The organism is Pseudomonas sp. HTZ2 (assembly GCF_033173945.1).
Lineage (GTDB): Bacteria > Pseudomonadota > Gammaproteobacteria > Pseudomonadales > Pseudomonadaceae > Aquipseudomonas > Aquipseudomonas guariconensis.
Window position 1 is genome coordinate 4,717,788 of the sequence record NZ_CP137332.1, and the last position, 19,302, is coordinate 4,737,089.

The 19,302-nt window shown below is 61.8% G+C and carries 19 protein-coding genes; 10 read left to right on the plus strand and 9 right to left on the minus strand.

What is annotated here, in order from left to right; translation table 11 throughout:
- Nucleotides 1–30 precede the first annotated feature (30 nt).
- Complete coding sequence (locus R6G97_RS21900) at nucleotides 31–2,538, minus strand: ABC transporter permease (RefSeq protein WP_253132776.1); 2,508 nt, start codon at nucleotides 2,536–2,538, stop codon at nucleotides 31–33.
- Nucleotides 2,538–3,212 (minus strand): ABC transporter ATP-binding protein, encoded by a 675-nt coding sequence (locus R6G97_RS21905; protein WP_317847526.1) that lies wholly within the window; start codon nucleotides 3,210–3,212, stop codon nucleotides 2,538–2,540. The genes R6G97_RS21900 and R6G97_RS21905 overlap by 1 nt, the downstream gene beginning before the upstream one ends.
- A gap of 10 nt (nucleotides 3,213–3,222) precedes the next feature.
- Here R6G97_RS21905 and R6G97_RS21910 point away from each other — a divergent pair, with 10 nt between their 5' ends.
- The 3 genes from R6G97_RS21910 to R6G97_RS21920 all read left to right on the plus strand — a co-directional run bounded on the left by R6G97_RS21910 (nucleotide 3,223) and on the right by R6G97_RS21920 (nucleotide 5,249).
- Complete coding sequence (locus R6G97_RS21910; RefSeq protein WP_197853743.1) at nucleotides 3,223–3,828, plus strand: arylesterase; 606 nt, start codon at nucleotides 3,223–3,225, stop codon at nucleotides 3,826–3,828.
- A 58-nt stretch (nucleotides 3,829–3,886) separates the two neighbouring features.
- On the plus strand, nucleotides 3,887–4,168 hold the full coding sequence (locus R6G97_RS21915) for a hypothetical protein (protein WP_043215816.1): 282 nt from the start codon (nucleotides 3,887–3,889) through the stop codon (nucleotides 4,166–4,168).
- Between the two features lie 106 nt (nucleotides 4,169–4,274).
- The gene (locus R6G97_RS21920) at nucleotides 4,275–5,249 is read left to right on the plus strand and encodes a L,D-transpeptidase family protein (protein ID WP_043215815.1); all 975 of its coding nucleotides are present in this window, start codon (nucleotides 4,275–4,277) and stop codon (nucleotides 5,247–5,249) included.
- A gap of 152 nt (nucleotides 5,250–5,401) precedes the next feature.
- Here the strand turns inward: R6G97_RS21920 and oprI are convergent, their stop codons facing one another.
- On the minus strand, nucleotides 5,402–5,653 hold the full coding sequence (oprI, locus tag R6G97_RS21925; protein WP_003259780.1) for an outer membrane lipoprotei OprI: 252 nt from the start codon (nucleotides 5,651–5,653) through the stop codon (nucleotides 5,402–5,404).
- A gap of 492 nt (nucleotides 5,654–6,145) precedes the next feature.
- Between oprI and R6G97_RS21930 the strand changes: the two genes are divergently transcribed.
- A complete protein-coding gene (locus R6G97_RS21930; RefSeq protein ID WP_043215814.1) occupies nucleotides 6,146–6,427 on the plus strand; it encodes a GNAT family N-acetyltransferase in 282 nt (93 codons plus the stop codon).
- Nucleotides 6,428–6,495: 68 nt separating this feature from the next.
- On the opposite strand, the gene R6G97_RS21935 is transcribed toward R6G97_RS21930, so the two are convergent.
- Entirely contained in the window at nucleotides 6,496–7,572 is a 1,077-nt protein-coding gene (locus R6G97_RS21935) for a 3-deoxy-7-phosphoheptulonate synthase (protein WP_043215813.1), read from the minus strand.
- A 270-nt stretch (nucleotides 7,573–7,842) separates the two neighbouring features.
- On the opposite strand from R6G97_RS21935, the gene R6G97_RS21940 reads away from it, so the two are divergent.
- The 3 genes from R6G97_RS21940 to cysB all read left to right on the plus strand — a co-directional run bounded on the left by R6G97_RS21940 (nucleotide 7,843) and on the right by cysB (nucleotide 10,494).
- Complete coding sequence (locus R6G97_RS21940) at nucleotides 7,843–8,790, plus strand: putative 2-dehydropantoate 2-reductase (protein ID WP_317847527.1); 948 nt, start codon at nucleotides 7,843–7,845, stop codon at nucleotides 8,788–8,790.
- 104 nt (nucleotides 8,791–8,894) lie between these two features.
- On the plus strand, nucleotides 8,895–9,392 hold the full coding sequence (locus R6G97_RS21945) for a universal stress protein (protein ID WP_043215810.1): 498 nt from the start codon (nucleotides 8,895–8,897) through the stop codon (nucleotides 9,390–9,392).
- A gap of 127 nt (nucleotides 9,393–9,519) precedes the next feature.
- A complete protein-coding gene (cysB, locus tag R6G97_RS21950; RefSeq protein WP_027593928.1) occupies nucleotides 9,520–10,494 on the plus strand; it encodes an HTH-type transcriptional regulator CysB in 975 nt (324 codons plus the stop codon).
- Between the two features lie 91 nt (nucleotides 10,495–10,585).
- Here cysB and R6G97_RS21955 read toward each other — a convergent pair whose 3' ends face one another.
- The 5 genes from R6G97_RS21955 to rloA form a co-directional block, all read right to left on the minus strand.
- Nucleotides 10,586–11,320, minus strand: a complete 735-nt coding sequence (locus R6G97_RS21955; protein ID WP_317847528.1) for a phosphoadenylyl-sulfate reductase — start codon at nucleotides 11,318–11,320, stop codon at nucleotides 10,586–10,588.
- A gap of 126 nt (nucleotides 11,321–11,446) precedes the next feature.
- Nucleotides 11,447–12,790 (minus strand): aminodeoxychorismate synthase component I, encoded by a 1,344-nt coding sequence (pabB, locus tag R6G97_RS21960; protein WP_317847529.1) that lies wholly within the window; start codon nucleotides 12,788–12,790, stop codon nucleotides 11,447–11,449.
- Between the two features lie 192 nt (nucleotides 12,791–12,982).
- Nucleotides 12,983–13,963 carry an alpha-L-glutamate ligase-like protein gene (locus R6G97_RS21965; protein ID WP_043214012.1) on the minus strand — a complete coding sequence of 327 codons (981 nt, stop codon included), beginning with the start codon at nucleotides 13,961–13,963 and terminating at the stop codon, nucleotides 12,983–12,985.
- Entirely contained in the window at nucleotides 13,963–15,495 is a 1,533-nt protein-coding gene (gene rloB / locus R6G97_RS21970) for an osmotic stress tolerance membrane protein RloB (protein WP_043214010.1), read from the minus strand. Before rloB ends, R6G97_RS21965 begins: the two co-directional genes overlap by 1 nt.
- Before the next feature lie 5 nt (nucleotides 15,496–15,500).
- Complete coding sequence (rloA, locus tag R6G97_RS21975; protein WP_043214007.1) at nucleotides 15,501–16,037, minus strand: retropepsin-like aspartic peptidase RloA; 537 nt, start codon at nucleotides 16,035–16,037, stop codon at nucleotides 15,501–15,503.
- A 295-nt stretch (nucleotides 16,038–16,332) separates the two neighbouring features.
- On the opposite strand from rloA, the gene R6G97_RS21980 reads away from it, so the two are divergent.
- From R6G97_RS21980 to prpC, 3 genes are all read left to right on the plus strand, one after another.
- Nucleotides 16,333–17,049 carry a GntR family transcriptional regulator gene (locus R6G97_RS21980; protein ID WP_043214004.1) on the plus strand — a complete coding sequence of 239 codons (717 nt, stop codon included), beginning with the start codon at nucleotides 16,333–16,335 and terminating at the stop codon, nucleotides 17,047–17,049.
- On the plus strand, nucleotides 17,046–17,936 hold the full coding sequence (gene prpB / locus R6G97_RS21985; protein WP_043214002.1) for a methylisocitrate lyase: 891 nt from the start codon (nucleotides 17,046–17,048) through the stop codon (nucleotides 17,934–17,936). The genes R6G97_RS21980 and prpB overlap by 4 nt, the downstream gene beginning before the upstream one ends.
- 186 nt (nucleotides 17,937–18,122) lie before the next feature.
- Complete coding sequence (gene prpC / locus R6G97_RS21990; RefSeq protein WP_043214001.1) at nucleotides 18,123–19,250, plus strand: bifunctional 2-methylcitrate synthase/citrate synthase; 1,128 nt, start codon at nucleotides 18,123–18,125, stop codon at nucleotides 19,248–19,250.
- Nucleotides 19,251–19,302 lie beyond the last annotated feature (52 nt).

Sequence of the window (19,302 nt, forward strand, 5' to 3'; positions counted from 1 at the left end):
CAGATAGCCACACCCTCTGAAAGCCCAAGCCTACCCCTCCCGCAATACCACCAACGGACTTGCATTCAAGGCCCGCCGCGTCCCGACGACTCCAGCTCCGCCTACCACGACAGCTCCCACCACCGGCACCACCAGCAACCAGGGATGTGGCCCCCACGCCAGATCAAACGCATATCGGTAGAGCACCCAAGTAATCAGCTCGCACCCTAGCGCAGCCAACAACCCACTCACCGCTCCAAGCAAGCCGAACTCGATCCGCCTTGCCTTGACCAGTAACGGCCTGGCGGCCCCTAGCGCGCGCAACAACGCCCCCTGGCGAATACGTTCGTCCAATGTCGCCTGGAGCCCGGCGAATAGCACCGCCAGCCCCGCCGCCAGGACGAACAACAGTACGTATTCGACCGCCCATGTCACCTGCGCCAGGATGCTGCGCAACTGCGCCAGCAGCGCATCGACCTGGAGAATGGTCACCGCCGGAAACGCCCGTGACAGAGCAACGGCTTCCTGGTCGTGCCCTGGCGCCAGGTAGAAACTGGTCAGGTAGGTCGCCGGCAGCCCTTGCAAGGTTCCAGGCTGGAAGATCATGTAGAAGTTGGGCTGGAAGCTGTCCCAGTGCACGGCACGCAAGCTGGTCACCCGCGCCTGGCGTTGCTGGCCGCCGATATCGAAGTCAAGCAGATCTCCGAGCTTGAGTTTCAGACTGTCGGCAAGCTGGGCTTCCACCGAAACCCCAGGCAACTCGTCTGCAGCAGGTGATGCTTGCCACCAGTGGCCGGCGCTCAGGGTGTTGCCTGGAGGCAGTTCGGCGGCCCAGGTGAGGCTGAGGTCACGCTGCACGGCGCGCTCGGCGGTGGACTCCTTGCTGACCAACTGGCGCACCGGCTGACCGTTGATGTGCGTCAGACGTCCCGGTATCACCGGATACAGGGGAGCTGAGCTGGCGTTGATCGCCTGCAGTCGCTGGGCGAAAGGGTCGCGCTCGTCAGGCAGGATATTGAGGGCGAAGTGGTTGGGGGCGTCATTGGGCAGTTGAGCTTGCCAGGTATCGAGCAATTCACCTCGCAGCAGTGCGACCAAGGCCATGGCCAGCAGGATCAGGCCGAAGGCTAGCGTCTGGCCGGCGGCAGCCAGTGGATGGCGCAGCAGTTGACCCAGGCCCAGACGCCAGGCCAAGGGAGCACTGGCCAGCACTCGTCGCAGGCTGCGCAGGCCTAGCAGTAGCAGGCCACCAAGCAGCAAGGCGGCGAAGACGCCCCCGGCGAGCAAGGCCGAAGTGAGTAAAAGGTCCAGGCTCAAACGCCACATGATCAGCCCCAGGGCAAACAGGGCTGCGCCGTATACCAGCCAGCTGCTCGGCGGCACGGGCAGCAAGTCGCGGCGCAATACACGCAAGGGTGGGACGCGGCCAAGGGCGGCCAGCGGCGGCAGGGCGAACCCGGCCAAGGCCACCAGGCCAGTGCCTATGCCGGCCAGGGCTGGGGTCATGCCGCCAGCCGGCACCTCGCTCGGCATCAGCCCTTGCAACAAACGGAACAGCCCCAGCTGCGCCAGCCAGCCGAGCAAGGCGCCGGTGGTCGCGGCAATCAGGCCGAGCGCGGCCAATTGCAGGCAGTACATGCCCAGTGCCTGATGTCGGGAAAGCCCCAGGCAACGCAACAAGGCACTGGCATCCAGGCGGCGGGCCGCATAGCGACTGGCAGACAGCGCGACGGCAACCCCGGCCAGCAATACCGCCACCAGGCTGGCCATGTTCAGGTAGCGCTCAGCCTTGCCCAGCGCACCACCGACTTGCTGGTTACCATCACGTGTGTCGAGCAGGCGCTGGTTGGCGGCCAAGGTCTTTTTCACCTCCCCACGGTACTGCGCCAGCGCCTCGGGAGTACCGCGCCACAGGTCGCGGTAGCTGACCCGGCTTCCCGGCTGGATCACACCGGTGGACTGCAGGTCCGCTATGTTCATCAGCACGCGTGGTGTGAGGCTATAGAAGTTGTTGGCGCGATCGGGTTCGTAGGTCAGCACACGGCTCATACGCAAGGTCTTCATGCCGACGTCGATGCTGTCGCCAATCGATAGCCCCAGCGCCGCCAGTAGACGTGCCTCGACCCAGGCTTCGCCAGGTGCGGGGCCGCCGCCAGGGGTTTCCTCGGCATAGGGCGTGGCGGCACTGCGCAGCTGGCCGCGAAGAGGGTAGGCGGCGTCGGCGGCCTTGATGCTCGATAGCTGGATGCCGCTGTCGCCGCCGACCACGCTGGTGAACTCCACCACATGAGCGTGCTGCAGGCCGGCCGCCTTGCCTGCGCTGATTTGCTTGTCTCGGGCCGGCGAGCCGCCTTGCAGCACCAAGTCAGCACCGAGGAATTCGCTGGCGCGTAATTGCATGGCACCGTTTAGGCGCGCGCCGAAGTAGCCGATGGCAGTGCTGGCTGCCACCGCCACCAGCAGGGCGAAAAACAGCACCCGAACTTCCCCGGCGCGGGCATCGCGCAGTAACTGCCGCAGGGCCAGGCGACAGAAGAGGGAGAAGGGCAGGCGGCTCATCAGGACTCCACCGGGCGGCCGGCATCCAGGCGGATCAGGCGTCGGCAGCGTTGGGCCAGGCGCTCGTCATGGGTGACCAGAACCAGTGTGGTCCCACGCTCCTTGTTCAATTCGAACAACAAGTCGCTGATGCGTTCGCCGGTATGGCTGTCCAGATTTCCGGTCGGCTCGTCGGCGAACAGCACCGCAGGCTGGGCTGCAAAGGCGCGGGCGATCGCCACCCGTTGTTGTTCGCCACCGGAGAGTTGGCGTGGGGTGTGGCTCAGGCGTTTGCCCAGGCCGACCCGCTCCAGCAGGGTCCGGGCTTGCTCGCGTGCATCGCGGCGGCCATCGAGCTCCAGCGCAAGCATGACGTTTTCCAGAGCGTTGAGGCTGTCGAGCAACTGGAACGACTGAAACACGAAGCCCACATGCTCGGCGCGCACCCGGGCACGCTGATCTTCATCGAGAGGGCCCAGGTCATGGCCGGCGAGTATGACCTTGCCCGCACTGGGGCGGTCGAGGCCGGCGAGCAGACCGAGCAGGGTCGATTTACCCGAGCCCGAGGCGCCTACGATGGCCAGGCTGTCGCCTTGCGCAAGGGACAATGACAGGGCGTGGAGGATGGTCAGGTCACCTTCCGCGCTGGGGACCACTTTGCTAAGGTTCTGCGCAACGAGAATGCTGGGGCCCATGGAGAATCCGATGCGAGTGTGGTGGTTGAGTGCCGGTCTGGCCCTGTATTGCCTGGCCCAAAGCGCGGCGGCAGGTACACTGCTGGTCGTTGGGGATAGTATCAGCGCCGGTTTTGGCCTGGATAGCCGCCAAGGATGGGTTTCCCTGCTGCAGCAGCGCCTTAAGGAGGAGGGTTATACCGACCAGGTGGTCAATGCCTCGATCAGTGGAGACACCAGTGCCGGGGGCCAGGCGCGGCTGCCGGCGCTGCTTGCGGCGCACAAGCCGAGCCTGGTGGTACTGGAGCTTGGCGGCAACGACGGACTGCGAGGGCTGCCGCCCCAGCAATTGCAACAAAATCTTGCTTCGATGGTCGATCAGGCGCGTGAGGCGGGCGCCAAGGTGGTTCTGCTGGGTATGCGGCTGCCGCCCAACTATGGTGTGCGTTATACCAGCGCCTTCGCTCAGGTCTATGAGCGCTTGTCGATCCAGAAACAAGTCCCCCTGGTGCCGTTTTTCCTTGAAGGGGTCGGCGGTGTGCCGCAGATGATGCAGGCCGATGGTATCCACCCGACCGTAGGGGCCCAGCCGCGCTTGCTGGAAAATGCCTGGCCGGCGATAAAACCCTTGTTGTGAAGCTTTTATCGGGGCCGGCTTTCGGCTAATGTTGCGCCCCCCGCTTCGAGAGCCCCCAATGCCGCGCCCTGCCTGGTCTTTGTACGCCTATCAACTGATCGAGCCCGATGAACAGCTCGACCTGTTCGCTTGCCAGGAGGTTCGCGTTCACCTGGTGGCGCGTCAGCTCGAGCTTGGCGTGCCCGTCGATCGCACGCTGTGCGGTGGGCTGTTGCCAGCGCAACCGCGCTGGTCCGCAGTGGAGCGGTCGGTCTACCGCGATGGTCGCCTTTGTGCGTTGTGCCGAGCGATTCTCGATGCCCAGCGCCGTGGCATGCGTCCGGTGTGGCCGGAACTCTGAGCACCTTTCATCATCTGAAATGCCAGCATGAACCCGATGCCTCCCGCTTGTCCTGGGGTAGGTGTACAATCGATCCTCTTGACCCATCTTTCGAAGGATTTACCGGATGTTGCCGCGCCTTCCCGCCGTCACCCGTAGCTTGTCCCTGGCCGCCCTGTTGGTGGCCGGTCCAACCGTTGCGCTGGAATTGCCGTTGCCACCTGCCGGTGAAGATATCGTCGGCCAGGTCCAGGTGATCAAAGCCAAGTACGAAGACACCTTTGCCGACATCGGCACCGCCAATGACCTGGGCTACCTCGAAATGATCGCGGCCAACCCGGGCGTGGATCCATGGCTGCCGGGCGCTGGCACCGAGATCATCCTGCCGACCCGCTACATTCTGCCGCCAGGTCCGCGTGAAGGCATCGTCATCAACCTGGCCGAATACCGCATGTACTACTACCCGAAAGGGCAGAACGTGGTGCACACCTTCCCGCTGGGTATCGGTCGCGAAGGGTGGGGCTCGCCCATCGCCAACACCAAGATCACGGCCAAAACCCCTAATCCGACCTGGACGCCACCCGCCTCGATCCGTGCCGAACACGCCGCCGACGGTGACATCCTGCCTGCCGTGGTGCCGGCCGGCCCGGACAACCCACTGGGGCCGTTCAAGTTCACCTTGGGTGTACCGGGTTACCTGATCCACGGTTCGAACAAGAAGTTCGGTATCGGCATGCGTACCAGCCATGGCTGCTTCCGTATGCTCAACAACAACGTGCTGGAACTTTCCAAGATGGTCCCGGTGGGTACGCCAGTACGTATCATCAACGAACCCTACAAGTTTGGCATCAGTGGCGGAAAGGTCTATCTCGAGGCTCATACACCGCTCGATGATCATGGCAATCCATCGGTGGTGGATAAACATACTGCGGTCATCAATGCTCTGCTCAAGCGCGAAGACCTGGCCAACAACTTGCGCATGAACTGGGACATGGTGCGCGACGTGGTGGCTGCCGAAGATGGCATGCCAGTGGAAATCGCGGTGCCGGTCAATGGTGGGACAGCGCCGATGGTTTCGAGCATTCCCCCGGAGCTGCAGTAAGGGGGATGTCTCTTTCGGGAGGTGCTCCCGTTAACCCGAATCGAGGCCTGCCTTAGTGCAGGCCTTTTTCGTTTTTGCCGTTTGCTTTTCAGGCGGGAATAAAAAAAGCCGACCCACTAGTGGGTCGGCTCCATAACAATCCGTGAGGATTATTACTTGCGGCTGGCTTTGTCCAGCATGCGCAGAGCGCGCTCGTTGGCTTCGTCAGCGGTCTGCTGAGCCTTCTGAGCGGCAGCCAGAGCGTCATCAGCCTTACGGTAGGCTTCATCAGCACGAGCTTGAGCGCGAGCTGCTGCGTCTTCAGTCGCAGTCAGACGAGCTTCGGTTTCTTTGGATACGCTGCTGCAACCGGTAGCCAGAACTGCGGCCAGAGCCAGAGCAGAGAATTTCAGAACGTTGTTCATCGTGTTCCCCTTCAAGGACTTTCTATTAAAGAGCCATCTCTCGGAAAAGAGAAACTGGCCGGCGTACATAGTACCCATTACTTGTAGTAAGTAAACTGACTAAGCGCAAGAACTGCAAAAAAAATGTTGCCGCCCCCAAAAGGTGACAACCTTTGTATGGCATTTGTGAAAATTTGGCGCAGCGGCTGCAAGCATTTGTAGAGCGGGAACTTTTTGGTGAACTAATGGTGACTTTAACTGTCGGTCAGCGTCATAGGCCTAGAACACTGTGTACGCGGCCGCGAAGCGACCCGGCAGGGGTTATCTCGTACTTTTTCCCCGTGCCACCTTGAGCAATCCCGCTTCCGGCGCCTACTATTTGTAGGGTGCCCGCGCAGCAGAACGATTCGGATCGCCTTACGGTCCAAGGGGCAAGGGTGGCGTAGAGGTTCCTCCGCCGGAAACACCATCGGTTAAGGTAAGGGTCTGCCGACAGACCTGCGAGGAGTAGTGATGAGCGAAGCGTTGACCATCCACCATGACCAGGCCGGTCATCAGTTCGAGACCAATGTGGACGGTCACCGTGCCTATCTGACGTACATGGACTTGGGCAAGCAGACGCTGGATATCTACCGTACCTTCGTGCCCAATGCCCTACGGGGGCGAGGCATCGCTGCAGCGTTGACCGAGAAGGCGCTGGAATACGCCGAGGAGATGGGTTACACGGTGATCCCCTCCTGCTCCTACGTCGAACGCTACATGGAGCGTCAGCAACGTCAGTCGAGCAAGGCCTGAACGGTACAATCGAACACCGAACATGAAAACGCCGGGCATTGCCCGGCGTTTTCGTTTGCTCCCGATTGTCAGCCGCGCTGACGCTGAGGCAGGACATCCTTGAGCTTGGCGCGCATGCTGCGCAGGGCCTTCTCGGTGGCGCTCCAGTCGATGCAGGCATCGGTAATGGAAACACCGTATTGCAGCTCGTTCAGGTCCTTCGGAATTGCCTGGCAACCCCAGTTCAGGTGGCTTTCGACCATCAAGCCGATGATCGACTGGTTGCCTTCGAGGATCTGGTTGGCGACGTTCTCCATTACCAGCGGCTGCAGGGCCGGATCCTTGTTGGAATTGGCATGGCTGCAATCGACCATGATGTTGGCCTTGATCTTGGCCTTGGCCAGATCTTGTTCGCACAGGGCAACGCTGACCGAATCATAGTTGGGCTTGCCGTTGCCACCGCGCAGCACCACGTGGCCATAGGCGTTGCCCTTGGTGGTGACGATGGACACGCCACCTTCCTGGTTGATGCCCAGGAAGCGGTGAGGCTTGGAGACCGACTGCAGGGCATTGATAGCCACGGTCAGGCCGCCGTCGGTGCCATTCTTGAAGCCGACTGCCGAGGACAGGCCGGAGGCCATTTCCCGGTGGGTCTGGGATTCGGTGGTGCGGGCGCCGATGGCCGACCAGCTGATCAGGTCCTGCAGGTACTGCGGGGAGATCGGGTCGAGTGCCTCGGTGGCGGTGGGCAGGCCCATTTCGGCCAGGTCCAGCAGCAACTTGCGACCGATGTGCAGACCGTCCTGGATCTTGAAGGAGTCATCCAGGTAAGGGTCGTTGATCAGGCCTTTCCAGCCGACGGTGGTACGCGGCTTCTCGAAGTACACGCGCATCACCAGGTAAAGGGTGTCGGAAACTTCTTCGGCCAGCACCTTCAGGCGTTCGGCATACTCGTGGGCGGCTTTGATGTCGTGGATGGAGCAGGGGCCCACCACGACGAAGAGTCGATGGTCCTTGCCGTCGAGGATGTTGCGCACCACTTCTCGGCCGGCAGTCACGGTCTGCAGGGCCTTGGCGCTGAGGGGGAGTTCCTTCTTGAGCTGATCGGGGGTGATCAAAGTCTCGTTGGAGGCAACGTTAAGGTCGTCGATCGGTAAATCAGCCATCGTGTTACTCGTCAGGTCACGGGTGCCGGCCGCCAGCAATCCCCGTGCGGCCCAGCAGCAAGATTGTTCGCAACGGGGAGCCGAACCTTAGCGCGTTACAAGGTGGCTCGACAATGGGCTGCTCCCCGCCGGTACTGGGTTTTTACGACCAAGGCGTGATTTATTTGCAAGGTGGTACGGCCAGCTCAGGGGCGAGCGGATGCTTCTGCGTTCGAAAACCGAAGGGTTTAGGTGTAAAACCAAGTACCAGATTTCGGACAAGGAGCGCGTGTGGACACTTGCAACCCACGTATCGGCATTATCGGCAGCGGCGCCATCGGCGGTTTCTACGGGCTCATGCTTGCGCGGGCCGGTTTCGATGTGCATTTTCTGTTGCGCAGTGAATACCGCATCGTGCATGAGCATGGCATGGCCGTGGACAGCGCGGTTCACGGCCAATTGCACATGAAAGTGCAGGCCTACGCCTCGGCCGCCGACATGCCGCCCTGCGACTGGTTGCTGGTAGGCGCCAAGGCCACCAGCAACCGGGAGCTTGCACCGCTCATCCTCCAGGCCGCAGCCCCAGGTGCCAGGGTCGTGTTGTTGCAAAATGGCCTGGGCGTGGAGGAGCAGTTACGGCCGTCACTGCGCGCCGATATGCACCTGCTTGGCGGACTGTGCTTCATTTGCGTCAACCGCCAGGCACCTGGAGTGGTGTGCCATCAGGCGCTGGGCACGGTCAATCTGGGATACCACAGTGGTCCGGCCGAGGATCGAGGTGCCGCTATCGTTGCCCAAGGGGTGGCGCTGTTCCGGGCGGCGGGCATCGACTCCCAGGCCATGGATGACCTTGCTCAGGCCCGTTGGCAGAAGCTTGTATGGAATATGCCTTACAACGGTCTTTCGGTACTGCTTCAGGCCAGCACCACGGCACTGATGACGGACCCCGACAGTCGTGATCTGGTACGCGCGCTGATGGCTGAAGTGGTGCAGGGAGCCCAGGCTTGCGGCCATGTCTTGCCGAATGGTTACGCCGAGCAACTGTTTCGCCTGACCGAAAAGATGCCTGATTACTGGCCAAGCATGTACCACGATCATGCCCAGCGGCGACCGCTCGAGTTGCAGGCGATCTATGCCGAACCGCTGGCACGTGCGCAAGCGGCTGGGTGTCATTTGCCGCAACTGCAGATGCTGTATCAGACCCTGGCCTTCATCGACCGTCGCAATCGCAGCGGCTGACCCCTCCAGGCCGGGCGCTGGCAGCGCGCCGGACGGCCAAGCGGTCGTACGCGGCGCTGCTAAGCTGAACCTTGCTCTGTCGTAACGGCAGTCGAGGAGGTCGAATGATTCATTCCATGCTGTATGCCACCGACCTCGGTGTATACGCGCCTTTTGTCATGCAGCACGCCTTGGCCCTGGCCCGGACATTCAACGCAGAGCTGTACGTGATCCATGCGGTGGAACCCATGGGCCAGTTCGCCGAGTCCCTGCTGCAGAGTTACCTCGACGAGCAGACCCTGGACGAGCTGCACAGCGAGGGTGTGAATACGGTCATGGCCAACATCGAGCAGCGGGTGTTGGAAAACTTTCGTGACGAACTAGGTGAAGAAGCGGACCTGGCCTTGATCCGGGCGGTGAGGGTGCGTCAGGGGGATCCGGCCCAGGTGATCATCGAGCAGGCTAAGCGCTTGAGCGTCGATCTGCTGATTTTCGGCAGTCACAGCCAGGGAGCAGGGGTGGATGTGCCGATCGGCCGCACTGCGGCGCGGTTGCTGCAACTGTCCCCGGTTCCGATCTACATGGTGCCGTTGGCGCAGCATTTGGGGCGTAGGAAAGGCTGAAACAGGGGGTAGGTCAAAACGAGGGCGCGTAACAAAATAGTTCTAGTTTTATTTCGGGAACCACTAATATAGTTATATCTCATCGCTGCCTGCTGCCGGTGACCTACCGCTGATCCGAGGGAAACCTATGAAGCTTCAACAACTGCGCTATATCTGGGAAGTAGCGCACCATGACCTCAACGTCTCCGCGACAGCGCAGAGCCTCTATACCTCCCAGCCCGGGATCAGCAAACAGATCCGTCTGCTCGAAGACGAGCTCGGCGTCGAGGTCTTCGCCCGCAGCGGCAAGCATCTGACACGCGTCACTCCCGCCGGTGAGCGCATCATCAATACCGCCGGTGAAATCCTGCGAAAGGTCGAGAGCATCAAGCAGATCGCCCAGGAATTTTCCAACGAGAAAAAGGGCACCCTATCCATCGCCACCACCCATACCCAGGCACGCTACGCGCTCCCGCCGGTGATCAGCAGTTTCATCAAGCAGTACCCTGAAGTCGCCCTGCACATGCATCAGGGTTCGCCCATGCAGATCGCCGAGATGGCTGCCGACGGCACCGTCGATTTCGCCATCGCCACCGAGGCGTTGGAGCTGTTCGGCGATTTGATCATGATGCCTTGCTACAAGTGGAACCGCTGCGTGGTGGTGCCTCAGGGGCATCCGCTGACCAAGCTGCCGAAGCTGACCCTCGAAGCGGTCGCCGAGTACCCGATCGTGACCTACGTGTTCGGTTTCACCGGACGTTCCAAGCTGGACGAGGCGTTCAATCACCGTGGCTTGACGCCGAAAGTGGTATTTACCGCCGCCGACGCCGACGTCATCAAGACATACGTACGCCTGGGGCTGGGCGTGGGCATCGTGGCCAAGATGGCTGTGGACACCAAGCTCGACAGCGACCTTGTGGCCCTGGACGCCAGCGAACTGTTCGAGGCCAGCATTACCAAGATCGGCTTCCGCCGTGGCACCTTCCTGCGTGGTTTCATGTGCGACTTCATCGAGAAATTCGCGCCGCACCTGACCCGCGAAGTGATGGCCAAGGCCATCCAGTGCCATAACAAGCAGGAGCTCGAAGAGCTGTTCGAAGGGGTCGAGCTGCCGGTGCATTGAGCTACAAGCCCCGAGCTACAAGCCACAAGAAAAAAACGGTCCTCATGAGGGCCGCTTTTTTCTTGTGGCTTGTAGCTTGGAGCTTGTAGGGTCAGGCCTTGGTGATCAGGTTGCCGGCGTGCAGGCCGCATTCCTTCTGGGTCGACTCTTCCCACCACCAGCGACCTTCACGTTCGTGCTGGTTGGGCAGCACAGGGCGTGTGCACGGCTCGCAGCCGATGCTGATGAAGCCGCGCTCATGCAGGCTGTTGTAGGGCAGCTCGAGCATGCGGATATAGCCCCAGACTTCCTCGCTGGTCATCTGCGCCAGGGGGTTGAACTTGTAAAGGGTGCGCTCGGATGTGGAAAACGCTGTGTCGATTTCCAGTGCTGCCACCTGGCTGCGAGTGCCGGGACTTTGATCGCGGCGCTGGCCGGTTGCCCACGCGCTCACGGTGGCCAGCTTGCGGCGCAGCGGCTCGATCTTACGGATGCCGCAGCATTCGCCATGGCCGTCCTTGTAGAAGCTGAACAGGCCTTTTTCCTTCACGAAAGGGTCGAGCAGGGCGCGGTCGGGGCTGAGGATCTCGATCGGCAGGTTGTACTGCTCGCGGACCTGGTCGATGAAGCGGTAGGTCTCCGGGTGCAGGCGACCAGTGTCGAGACTGAACACCTTGACCTGCTTGTTCAGCTTCCAGGCCATGTCGACCAGCACCACATCCTCGGCGCCGCTGAAGGAAATCCACAGGTCATCGCCGAAGTGCTCGAAGGCAAGCTTGAGGATCTCCTGGGGGGACTTGCTGGCATAGGTCGCGGCCAGGGCGGCGACGTCGAAGGGTTGGCTCATCAGGCGGTTTCCATCGTGTGTGTGGCGCTGTGCGCTCGTAGTGAGCCGATGGTAACAAAAAATGGCAGGTAGACGTTTGCCTTGAGGCGCCTCTTCGCGGTTCGGCCCGTGAAGAGGCGCCAACGGTCACAAGCTTTGCAGGGTTTCCATCAATACCCGCACCTTGGCGATGGACTCTTCGTACTCGGCCTGCCATTCGGAGTCGGCCACCACTGCGCCACCGCCCCAGCAGCAGACCTGACCTTTCTTGACCAACAGGCTGCGAATGGCGATGGAACTGTCCATCTCGCCCCGTACGTCCACGTACAGCAGCGAGCCGCAGTACAGCGCGCGGCGCGTCGGCTCGAGCTCGTCGATGATCTGCATGGCGCGGATTTTCGGGGCGCCGGTGATCGAGCCACCGGGGAAGCTGTCGCCGATCAGGTCCAGGGCATCCTTGCCGGCGGCTAGGCGCCCGGTGATGCTACTGACCAGGTGGTGGACGTTGGGGTAGCTTTCCAGGCTGAACAGCTCAGGCACCTTGACCGAGCCGATCTGGCAGGTGCGCCCCAGGTCGTTGCGCAGCAGGTCGACGATCATCAGGTTTTCCGAGCGATCCTTGGGGCTGTTCTGCAGCTCGGCGGCGTTGCGTGCGTCCTGCTGCGGATCGGCGGAGCGAGGGCGGGTGCCTTTGATCGGCCGGGTTTCAACCTGGCCCTGGCTTACCTGGATGAAGCGCTCCGGCGAGAAGCTCAGCAAGGCACTGCCGTCGGCCAGCTGCTGATAGCCGGAGAACGGCGTCGGGCAGGCCTTGCGCAGCGCCTGATACGCCCGCCACGGGTCGCCTTGGCAGGGGGCGCGGAAACGCTGAGTCAGGTTGATCTGGTAGCAGTCGCCTGCCTGAATGTACGCCTGTACCTGATCGAACGCGTCTCGGTATTGCGTAGGATGCAGGTCACCGCGCATCGGCGCGAGCAAAGTGAAATCGCTTGCCTCATCGGCCTCAGGCGTTTCGAACAGCTCGATCAGGCGGGCGCGTTCGCCGGCCTCGAGGCTGGGGTGGAACACCAAGTGTGTCGTGCAGCGCAAATGATCACTGACCATGGCCCAGGCATACAGGCCCAGCTGCGCGTCCGGCAGGCCAAGGTCATCCTTAGCCTGGCTGGGTAAGTGCTCCAGGCGTCGACCGAAATCGTAGCTCAGGTAGCCGATCAGGCCGCCGGCGAACGGCAGTTCGATGTCGTCGGGCAACGTCGCGTGACCCAGATGAGCAAGAGCATCGCGAAGGCGTTGCAGATAGGCTCGGCCATCTTCTCCCGCCTCGGCTTGCAAGTGCTGCAACGGCCAGGCGCTGAGCAGGTCGAAGCGACCACGCTCGGCGCCGGGGCGGGCACTGTCGAGCAGGATCGCGCCCGGCGCCTGACGCAGGCGGGCGAAATGGACAGCGGGGTCGATCTGATAGGGCAGGGGGTGAAGCGTACAGGTTGGCATCAGAGTGGACGGCGATGACAAAGCGAGGAGGGGGATTGTATTCGCCTGTGGGAGAAGCGCAAAGCTGTCGGGCGGAGAAGATGGCAGATGGCGAGGCTAGGCTCGTTCGCGACTGAGCCGGCTCCCACAGTAAAAGCGCTTGCACTGTGGGGGCCGGCGAAGCCTACGATGGGCTGCAAGGCAGCCCTGGGTTTATTGCGGGTGAACGTGCCCGAAGAGGCCTTGGGACACGCGTACGCGTTGCTCGGCGGTTTCCTTCACGCCGTCTTTGGCCAGCGCTTCCAGGTGCGCCTCGATGGCGTGGGTGCGCTGGGTCAGGCCGCAGTCGTTGGCGATCTGGATATTCAGACCCGGGCGGGCGTTGAGCTCGAGAATTAGCGGGCCTTTGTCCTGGTCCAGGACCATGTCGACCCCGATGTAGCCCAGGCCGCACAGTTCGTAGCAGCTGGCTGCCAGCTTCATGAAGCCATCCCAGTTCGGCAACTGCACGCCATCCACCGCGTTGGTGGTGTCCGGGTGCTTGCTGATGATCTTGTTCAGCCAAGTGCCACGCAGGGTCAGGCCGGTGGCCAGGTCCACGCCCACGCCGATCGCACCCTGGTGCAGGTTGGCCTTGCCGCCGGACTGGCGGGTCGGCAGGCGCAGCATGGCCATCACCGGGTAGCCCATCAGCACGATGATGCGAATGTCCGGCACCCCTTCATAGCTGATGCTCTTGAAGATCTGGTCCGGGGTGACTCGATACTCGATCAGCGCGCGGTCGCGGTGCCCTCCGAGCGAATAGAGCCCGGTGAGGATGCTGGAGATCTGATGCTCGATCTCCTCGTGGCTGATGATCTTGCCCGACACCGTGCGGTAACGGTCCTCGAAGCGGTCGGCGATCACCATGATGCCGTCACCACCGGCCCCCTGGGCCGGTTTGATGACGAAATCGTTGCGGTTGCCGATGATCTGGTCGAGTTTCTCGATCTGCTTTTCGGTCTCGATGATGCCGTACATCTCCGGCACATGGATGCCGGCCTTGATCGCACGCTCCTTGGTGATGATCTTGTCGTCGACGATCGGGTACAGGTGGCGCTTGTTGTACTTCAGGACGTAGTCCGCGTTGCGCCGGTTGATACCCATGATGCCCCGGGCCTCCAGGGCTTTCCAGGTCTTGATCAGTCCGAACATCAGGCGTCAGCCTTCACGAAAGCCTTGAAGCGAACGAGCTCGGTCAGGCGGTAGCCGCGGTAGCGACCCATCGCCAGCATGAAGCCCACCAGGATCAGCAGTACGGCCGGGAAGGTGAAGACGAAGTACACCAGCTCCGGCACCATCATCAGCAGATGCGCCAGCGAAGCAGCGAACAGGGTGCCGATGGCCACCTTCATGGCATGGCCGCCGCCACGCTCTTCCCAGGTGATCGACAGGCGTTCGATGGTCATGGTCAGGATCACCATTGGGAACAGGGCCACCGAGAGGCCGCGTTCCAGACCCAGCTTGTGACTGAACAGGCTGATGGCGGCGATCAGGACCACGACGAAGGTCAGCACCACCGACAGGCGCGGGAGCATCTGCAGCTTCAGGTGTTCAAGGTACGAGCGCAGCGACAGACCCAGGGCGGTGATCACCGTGAACAGCATGATGCCAAAGCCCAGCTGGGTTTCGCGGAAGGCCAGGGCGATCAGGACCGGGGTGAAGGTGCCGAGGGTCTGGATGCCGATCAGGTTGCGCAGCACCAGGATCACCAGCACGCCGATCGGGATCATCACCATGATCATGAAGGTTTGCTGGGTCTGCAGGGGCAGGCCGTACAAGGAGTATTCCAGGAAGTCGGCGTCGGTGTTCTCGTCGGTCAGCTTGGCCAGGCGGATGGCGTTCATCTCGCTGTTGTTCATGCTGAAGGTGACGTTGGCTTTCTTGCCGCCATCGACGGTGATCAGGTTGTCATCACCGGTCCACCACAGCAGGCGATCGCTGGGCAGACCCTGTTCGCCGGTATCGGGATTGAAGTACAGCCAGTCGTTGCCGTTGAAGCTGCGCAGCCACAGTTCGGGTGTTTGCGGGGTGTCGGCAACCAGGCGGATGGTGTGGACTTTCTCCATCGGCACGTGGGCGATGGACAGCAGCAGGTCGATGACTTGGGCTTTCTTCATCGACGAGGTATCGCCGGCCAGCAGCAGCTTGACGTTGTCGTCGTTGAGGTTGTTGACCCGCTTGATGGTCTCGCTGACGAAGGTCTCGACATCGGCCGAATGCTGGCGGATCGGTGCCATCAGCGCTTCAGCGGCGATCTTCTCAGGGCCTTCGACCGCCAGGCTGTCGCGGAAGGTCGGGCCTTTGACCGTGGTCTTCTCGTTGCTGTAGCGCTTGGTCAGCACCAGGCGGTAGTAAAGGGTCTGGTTGCCGCTGGCTCGGCGGGCCGACCAGGTCACCTTGCGGTTGCCGTCGGCGCGGTTGACGCTCACCCCATAGTTGTTGGAGATGAAGCTCTCGTTGAGGCTGACATAGTCACGGTTCAGGGGGGGCACGAACATCTGCACCTTGACCGGGTCCTTCGAGTTGGCGACGAACTCGACCTTGGCGTCGATGTTCCACAAATCGTCGGTTTCATCCTCGGTCACCGGGATGCCAAGGATGAAGATCTGATAGGCCGTGACCAGCACGCCCAGGAGCACCAGGACGGTGATCAGGACTTTCAGGTGAAGGGTAAGAGAGCGCATCGGAATTACTCTGCGGTGGGAGCTTTGGTGGCGCAGGCAGGTTTGCCGGCCGCGTATTTAAGGCTTGGGTCGACCAGCGCGTCAAAGTGCTTGAGCGCCTCGGAACCAATGAGCAACGGGAACTGGAAGGCACTGCGGTCGGTGAGGTTGACCTCGATGGTGCGCCTGGCCTGACCCATGCAGATATCCAGTTCGATGACCGGGCGGGCGGTGTAGGCCTTGCCTTCGTCGGGGTTGTAGTCGCCGGCCCGGCGCTTGATCTTGCTGACGCGGGCCAAGGGACGCTCGATCGGATGCGAATGGGCAGCATCGATGGCCAGGTAGAAACGTACCCAGCTTTCGCCGTTGCGCTTGAAGCGCTTGATGTCTCGGGCACTCAGGGACGCGGTCTTGGCGCCAGTGTCGAGTTTGGCCGCCACCTCCAGATCAAGATCGGAAAGGCGCGCATATTCATTCAGGCCGTACACGGTCTTTTCTCCCGCCTGGCCAAGGGCCGGCAGCAGGGCGAGGCAGAACAGCAATGAAGCGGGTGTAAGTCTCATAAATCCTGGCGCGGTGCTGTGCGGGTTCGGGGCAAGGCGACTGGCAAGTACTGCGCAAGCATCCTCGTTCATCTGTCAACACGCTGAAAAGGTTGGCAGACACACTATCCATACTCCCTTGGGAGGCGCGGCATTCTATCACGCCGACAGTTGGACGCCAGCGCGCCGCGATCTGACAGCAGGTGTATCGGGTAAGTTCGTTCTTAGACGATTGTCGACAATATTGATTTTGTCTTTGACTCCATTGCTCCGTTTAGCTAGCTTTGGCGCTATTGAAACGCAAGGTGTCGACAATATGTTGGATGCAAGCCAAGCGCTCCTGTCTGCGTCGGATGAGTCGGAAACGCTCTCGGAGAACGTCTTCCGGCGTATCCAGGCGGCCATCGTCAAAGGCGAGATCGCCCCGGGCAGCAAGATCTCCGAACCGGAACTGGCTCGCACCTATGGGATCAGCCGTGGCCCGTTGCGCGAGGCCATTCACCGTCTGGAAGGCCAGCGCTTGCTGGTTCGGGTTCCGCATGTCGGTGCCCGGGTGGTGTCGCTCAATCACGCCGAACTCATCGAGCTGTACGAAATCCGTGAATCGCTTGAAGGCATGGCTTGTCGTTTGGCTGCCGAGCGTATGAGCCTAGCCGAGATCGATGAGTTGCGCCGGGTACTGGACACCCACGAGCGCGACGCGGCGTTCCAGGCCGGCGTCGGCTACTACCAGCAGGAAGGCGATTTCGACTTCCACTACCGGATCATCCAGGGCAGCGGCAACCAGACCCTGGTCAAGATGCTCTGCGGCGAGCTGTACCAGCTGGTGCGCATGTACCGCATCCAGTTTTCCGCCACGCCCAATCGTCCACGCCAGGCGTTCGCCGAACACCATCGCATTCTCGATGCCATTGCCGACCGTGACGGCGAGCTGGCCGAACTGCTGATGCGTCGCCACATCGGCGCATCCAAGCGCAACATCGAGCGTCACTACCAAGGCGCCGACAACAATAGCCCACGAGGTGAGTCATGACTTTGAAGAGCACGCCCGGCCAGCGTTTCCGTGACGCGGTTGCCGCCGAACATCCGTTGCAGGTGGTCGGGACCATCAATGCCAATCATGCCCTGCTGGCCAAGCGTGCCGGCTTCAAGGCCATCTACCTCTCCGGCGGCGGTGTCGCGGCGGGCTCCCTGGGCCTGCCTGACCTGGGCATCAGCGGCCTGGATGATGTGCTGACCGACGTGCGCCGGATCACCGATGTGTGCGACCTGCCGTTGCTGGTGGATGTCGACACCGGTTTCGGTGCATCGGCTTTCAACGTGGCCCGTACCGTGCGCTCGATGATCAAGTTCGGCGCGGCGGCCATTCATATCGAGGACCAGGTCGGTGCCAAGCGCTGCGGCCACCGCCCGAACAAGGAAATCGTCACCCAGCAGGAAATGGTCGACCGCATCAAGGCCGCGGTGGATGCCCGCACCGATGACAGCTTCGTGATCATGGCTCGTACCGACGCTCTGGCCGTCGAAGGCCTGAACGCCGCCCTGGACCGCGCCGCCGCCTGCATCGAGGCCGGTGCCGACATGATCTTCCCCGAGGCGATCACCGAGCTTTCGATGTACAAGACCTTCGCTGACCGCGTGAAGGCGCCGATCCTGGCCAACATCACCGAATTTGGCGCCACGCCGCTGTACACCACCGAAGAGCTGGCCTCGGTCGATGTCTCGCTGGTGCTGTACCCGCTGTCGGCCTTCCGGGCCATGAACAAGGCAGCCGAGAACGTCTATACCGCACTGCGCCGCGACGGTACCCAGAAGAACGTTGTCGACACCATGCAAACGCGCATGGAGCTCTACGATGCCATCGGCTATCACGCCTTCGAGCAAAGCCTCGATGCGCTGTTCGCCCAGAAGAAAGGCTGAAGGTTCGAGGCTGTGCAGGAGTGAGCGGCCGGTTCGCAGGTAAGACCGCTCCCACAGGGTTTTCGCTGATGCTCGATGATGCGCCGGACCTGCAGGAGTGGGTTTCACCCCACGAATGAGGCCGGCACAGGCAACCGAATTAGCCAGCAAGATTTCGATAACAAATTCAAGAAAGGAGAACACACCATGGCCGAAGCAAAAGTACTCAGTGGCGCAGGCCTGCGTGGCCAGGTGGCCGGCCAGACCGCGCTGTCGACCGTTGGCCAGGCCGGTGCCGGCCTGACCTACCGTGGCTACGATGTCCGCGATCTGGCGGCCGGTGCCGAATTCGAAGAAGTCGCCTACCTGCTGCTGTACGGCGAGCTGCCGACCAAGGCAGAGCTGGCTGATTACAAACGCAAGCTCAAAGGCCTGCGCGAGCTGCCTCAGGCCCTCAAGGAAGTGCTCGAACGCATCCCCCGCGACGCCCACCCGATGGACGTGATGCGCACCGGCTGCTCGGTACTGGGCACCTTGGAGCCTGAACTGACCTTCGAGGCCCAGCGCGAGAAGACCGACCGCCTGCTGGCCGTCTTCCCGGCGATCATGTGCTACTGGTACCGCTTCACCCACCATGGCGTACGCATCGATTGCACCAGCGACGAAGACACCCTGGGCGGCCACTTCCTGCACCTGCTTCATGGCAAGAAGCCGAGCGAGCTGCACGTCAAGGTGATGAATGTCTCGCTCATTCTCTACGCCGAGCACGAGTTCAACGCCTCGACCTTCACCGCCCGTGTCTGCGCCTCGACCCTGTCGGACCTGTATTCGTGCATCACTGCAGCCATCGGTTCGCTGCGCGGCCCGCTGCACGGCGGCGCGAACGAAGCGGCCATGGAGCTGATCGAGCGCTTCCAGAGCCCGCAGGAGGCCGTTGCCGAGCTGCTGCGCATGCTTGAGCGCAAGGACAAGATCATGGGCTTTGGCCATGCGATCTACAAAGAGTCCGATCCGCGCAACGAGGTCATCAAGGGCTGGTCGAAGCAGTTGGCCGATGAAGTGGGTGACACCGTGCTGTACCCGGTCTCCGAAGCGATCGACAAGACCATGTGGGAGCAGAAGCGCCTGTTCCCCAACGCCGACTTCTACCATGCCTCGGCGTACCACTTCATGGGCATCCCGACCAAGCTGTTCACTCCGATCTTCGTCTGCTCGCGCCTGACCGGCTGGGCTGCGCACGTCTTCGAACAGCGCGCCAACAACCGCATCATCCGTCCGAGTGCCGAGTACGTTGGCGTCGAGCAACGCAAGTTCGTGCCCATCGAGCAGCGTTGAAACAGAGCGCTCCGCGTTCCCTGCAGGAGAGGAGCAAGCCCGCTCCTGCAGG

Bases quoted from the DNA above. Each gene is read 5' to 3' on its own strand.
- prpB (WP_043214002.1), top strand. From the start codon at position 17,046: ATGACTTTGAAGAGCACGCCCGGCCAGCGTTTCCGTGACGCGGTTGCC.
- rloA (WP_043214007.1), bottom strand. From the start codon at position 16,037: ATGAGACTTACACCCGCTTCATTGCTGTTCTGCCTCGCCCTGCTGCCG.
- pabB (WP_317847529.1), bottom strand. From the start codon at position 12,790: ATGCCAACCTGTACGCTTCACCCCCTGCCCTATCAGATCGACCCCGCT.
- R6G97_RS21900 (WP_253132776.1), bottom strand. From the start codon at position 2,538: ATGAGCCGCCTGCCCTTCTCCCTCTTCTGTCGCCTGGCCCTGCGGCAG.
- rloB (WP_043214010.1), bottom strand. From the start codon at position 15,495: ATGCGCTCTCTTACCCTTCACCTGAAAGTCCTGATCACCGTCCTGGTG.
- R6G97_RS21965 (WP_043214012.1), bottom strand. From the start codon at position 13,963: ATGTTCGGACTGATCAAGACCTGGAAAGCCCTGGAGGCCCGGGGCATC.
- R6G97_RS21945 (WP_043215810.1), top strand. From the start codon at position 8,895: ATGATTCATTCCATGCTGTATGCCACCGACCTCGGTGTATACGCGCCT.
- oprI (WP_003259780.1), bottom strand. From the start codon at position 5,653: ATGAACAACGTTCTGAAATTCTCTGCTCTGGCTCTGGCCGCAGTTCTG.
- R6G97_RS21955 (WP_317847528.1), bottom strand. From the start codon at position 11,320: ATGAGCCAACCCTTCGACGTCGCCGCCCTGGCCGCGACCTATGCCAGC.
- R6G97_RS21935 (WP_043215813.1), bottom strand. From the start codon at position 7,572: ATGGCTGATTTACCGATCGACGACCTTAACGTTGCCTCCAACGAGACT.
- R6G97_RS21930 (WP_043215814.1), top strand. From the start codon at position 6,146: ATGAGCGAAGCGTTGACCATCCACCATGACCAGGCCGGTCATCAGTTC.
- prpC (WP_043214001.1), top strand. From the start codon at position 18,123: ATGGCCGAAGCAAAAGTACTCAGTGGCGCAGGCCTGCGTGGCCAGGTG.
- R6G97_RS21910 (WP_197853743.1), top strand. From the start codon at position 3,223: ATGCGAGTGTGGTGGTTGAGTGCCGGTCTGGCCCTGTATTGCCTGGCC.
- R6G97_RS21905 (WP_317847526.1), bottom strand. From the start codon at position 3,212: ATGGGCCCCAGCATTCTCGTTGCGCAGAACCTTAGCAAAGTGGTCCCC.
- R6G97_RS21915 (WP_043215816.1), top strand. From the start codon at position 3,887: ATGCCGCGCCCTGCCTGGTCTTTGTACGCCTATCAACTGATCGAGCCC.
- cysB (WP_027593928.1), top strand. From the start codon at position 9,520: ATGAAGCTTCAACAACTGCGCTATATCTGGGAAGTAGCGCACCATGAC.
- R6G97_RS21980 (WP_043214004.1), top strand. From the start codon at position 16,333: ATGTTGGATGCAAGCCAAGCGCTCCTGTCTGCGTCGGATGAGTCGGAA.
- R6G97_RS21920 (WP_043215815.1), top strand. From the start codon at position 4,275: ATGTTGCCGCGCCTTCCCGCCGTCACCCGTAGCTTGTCCCTGGCCGCC.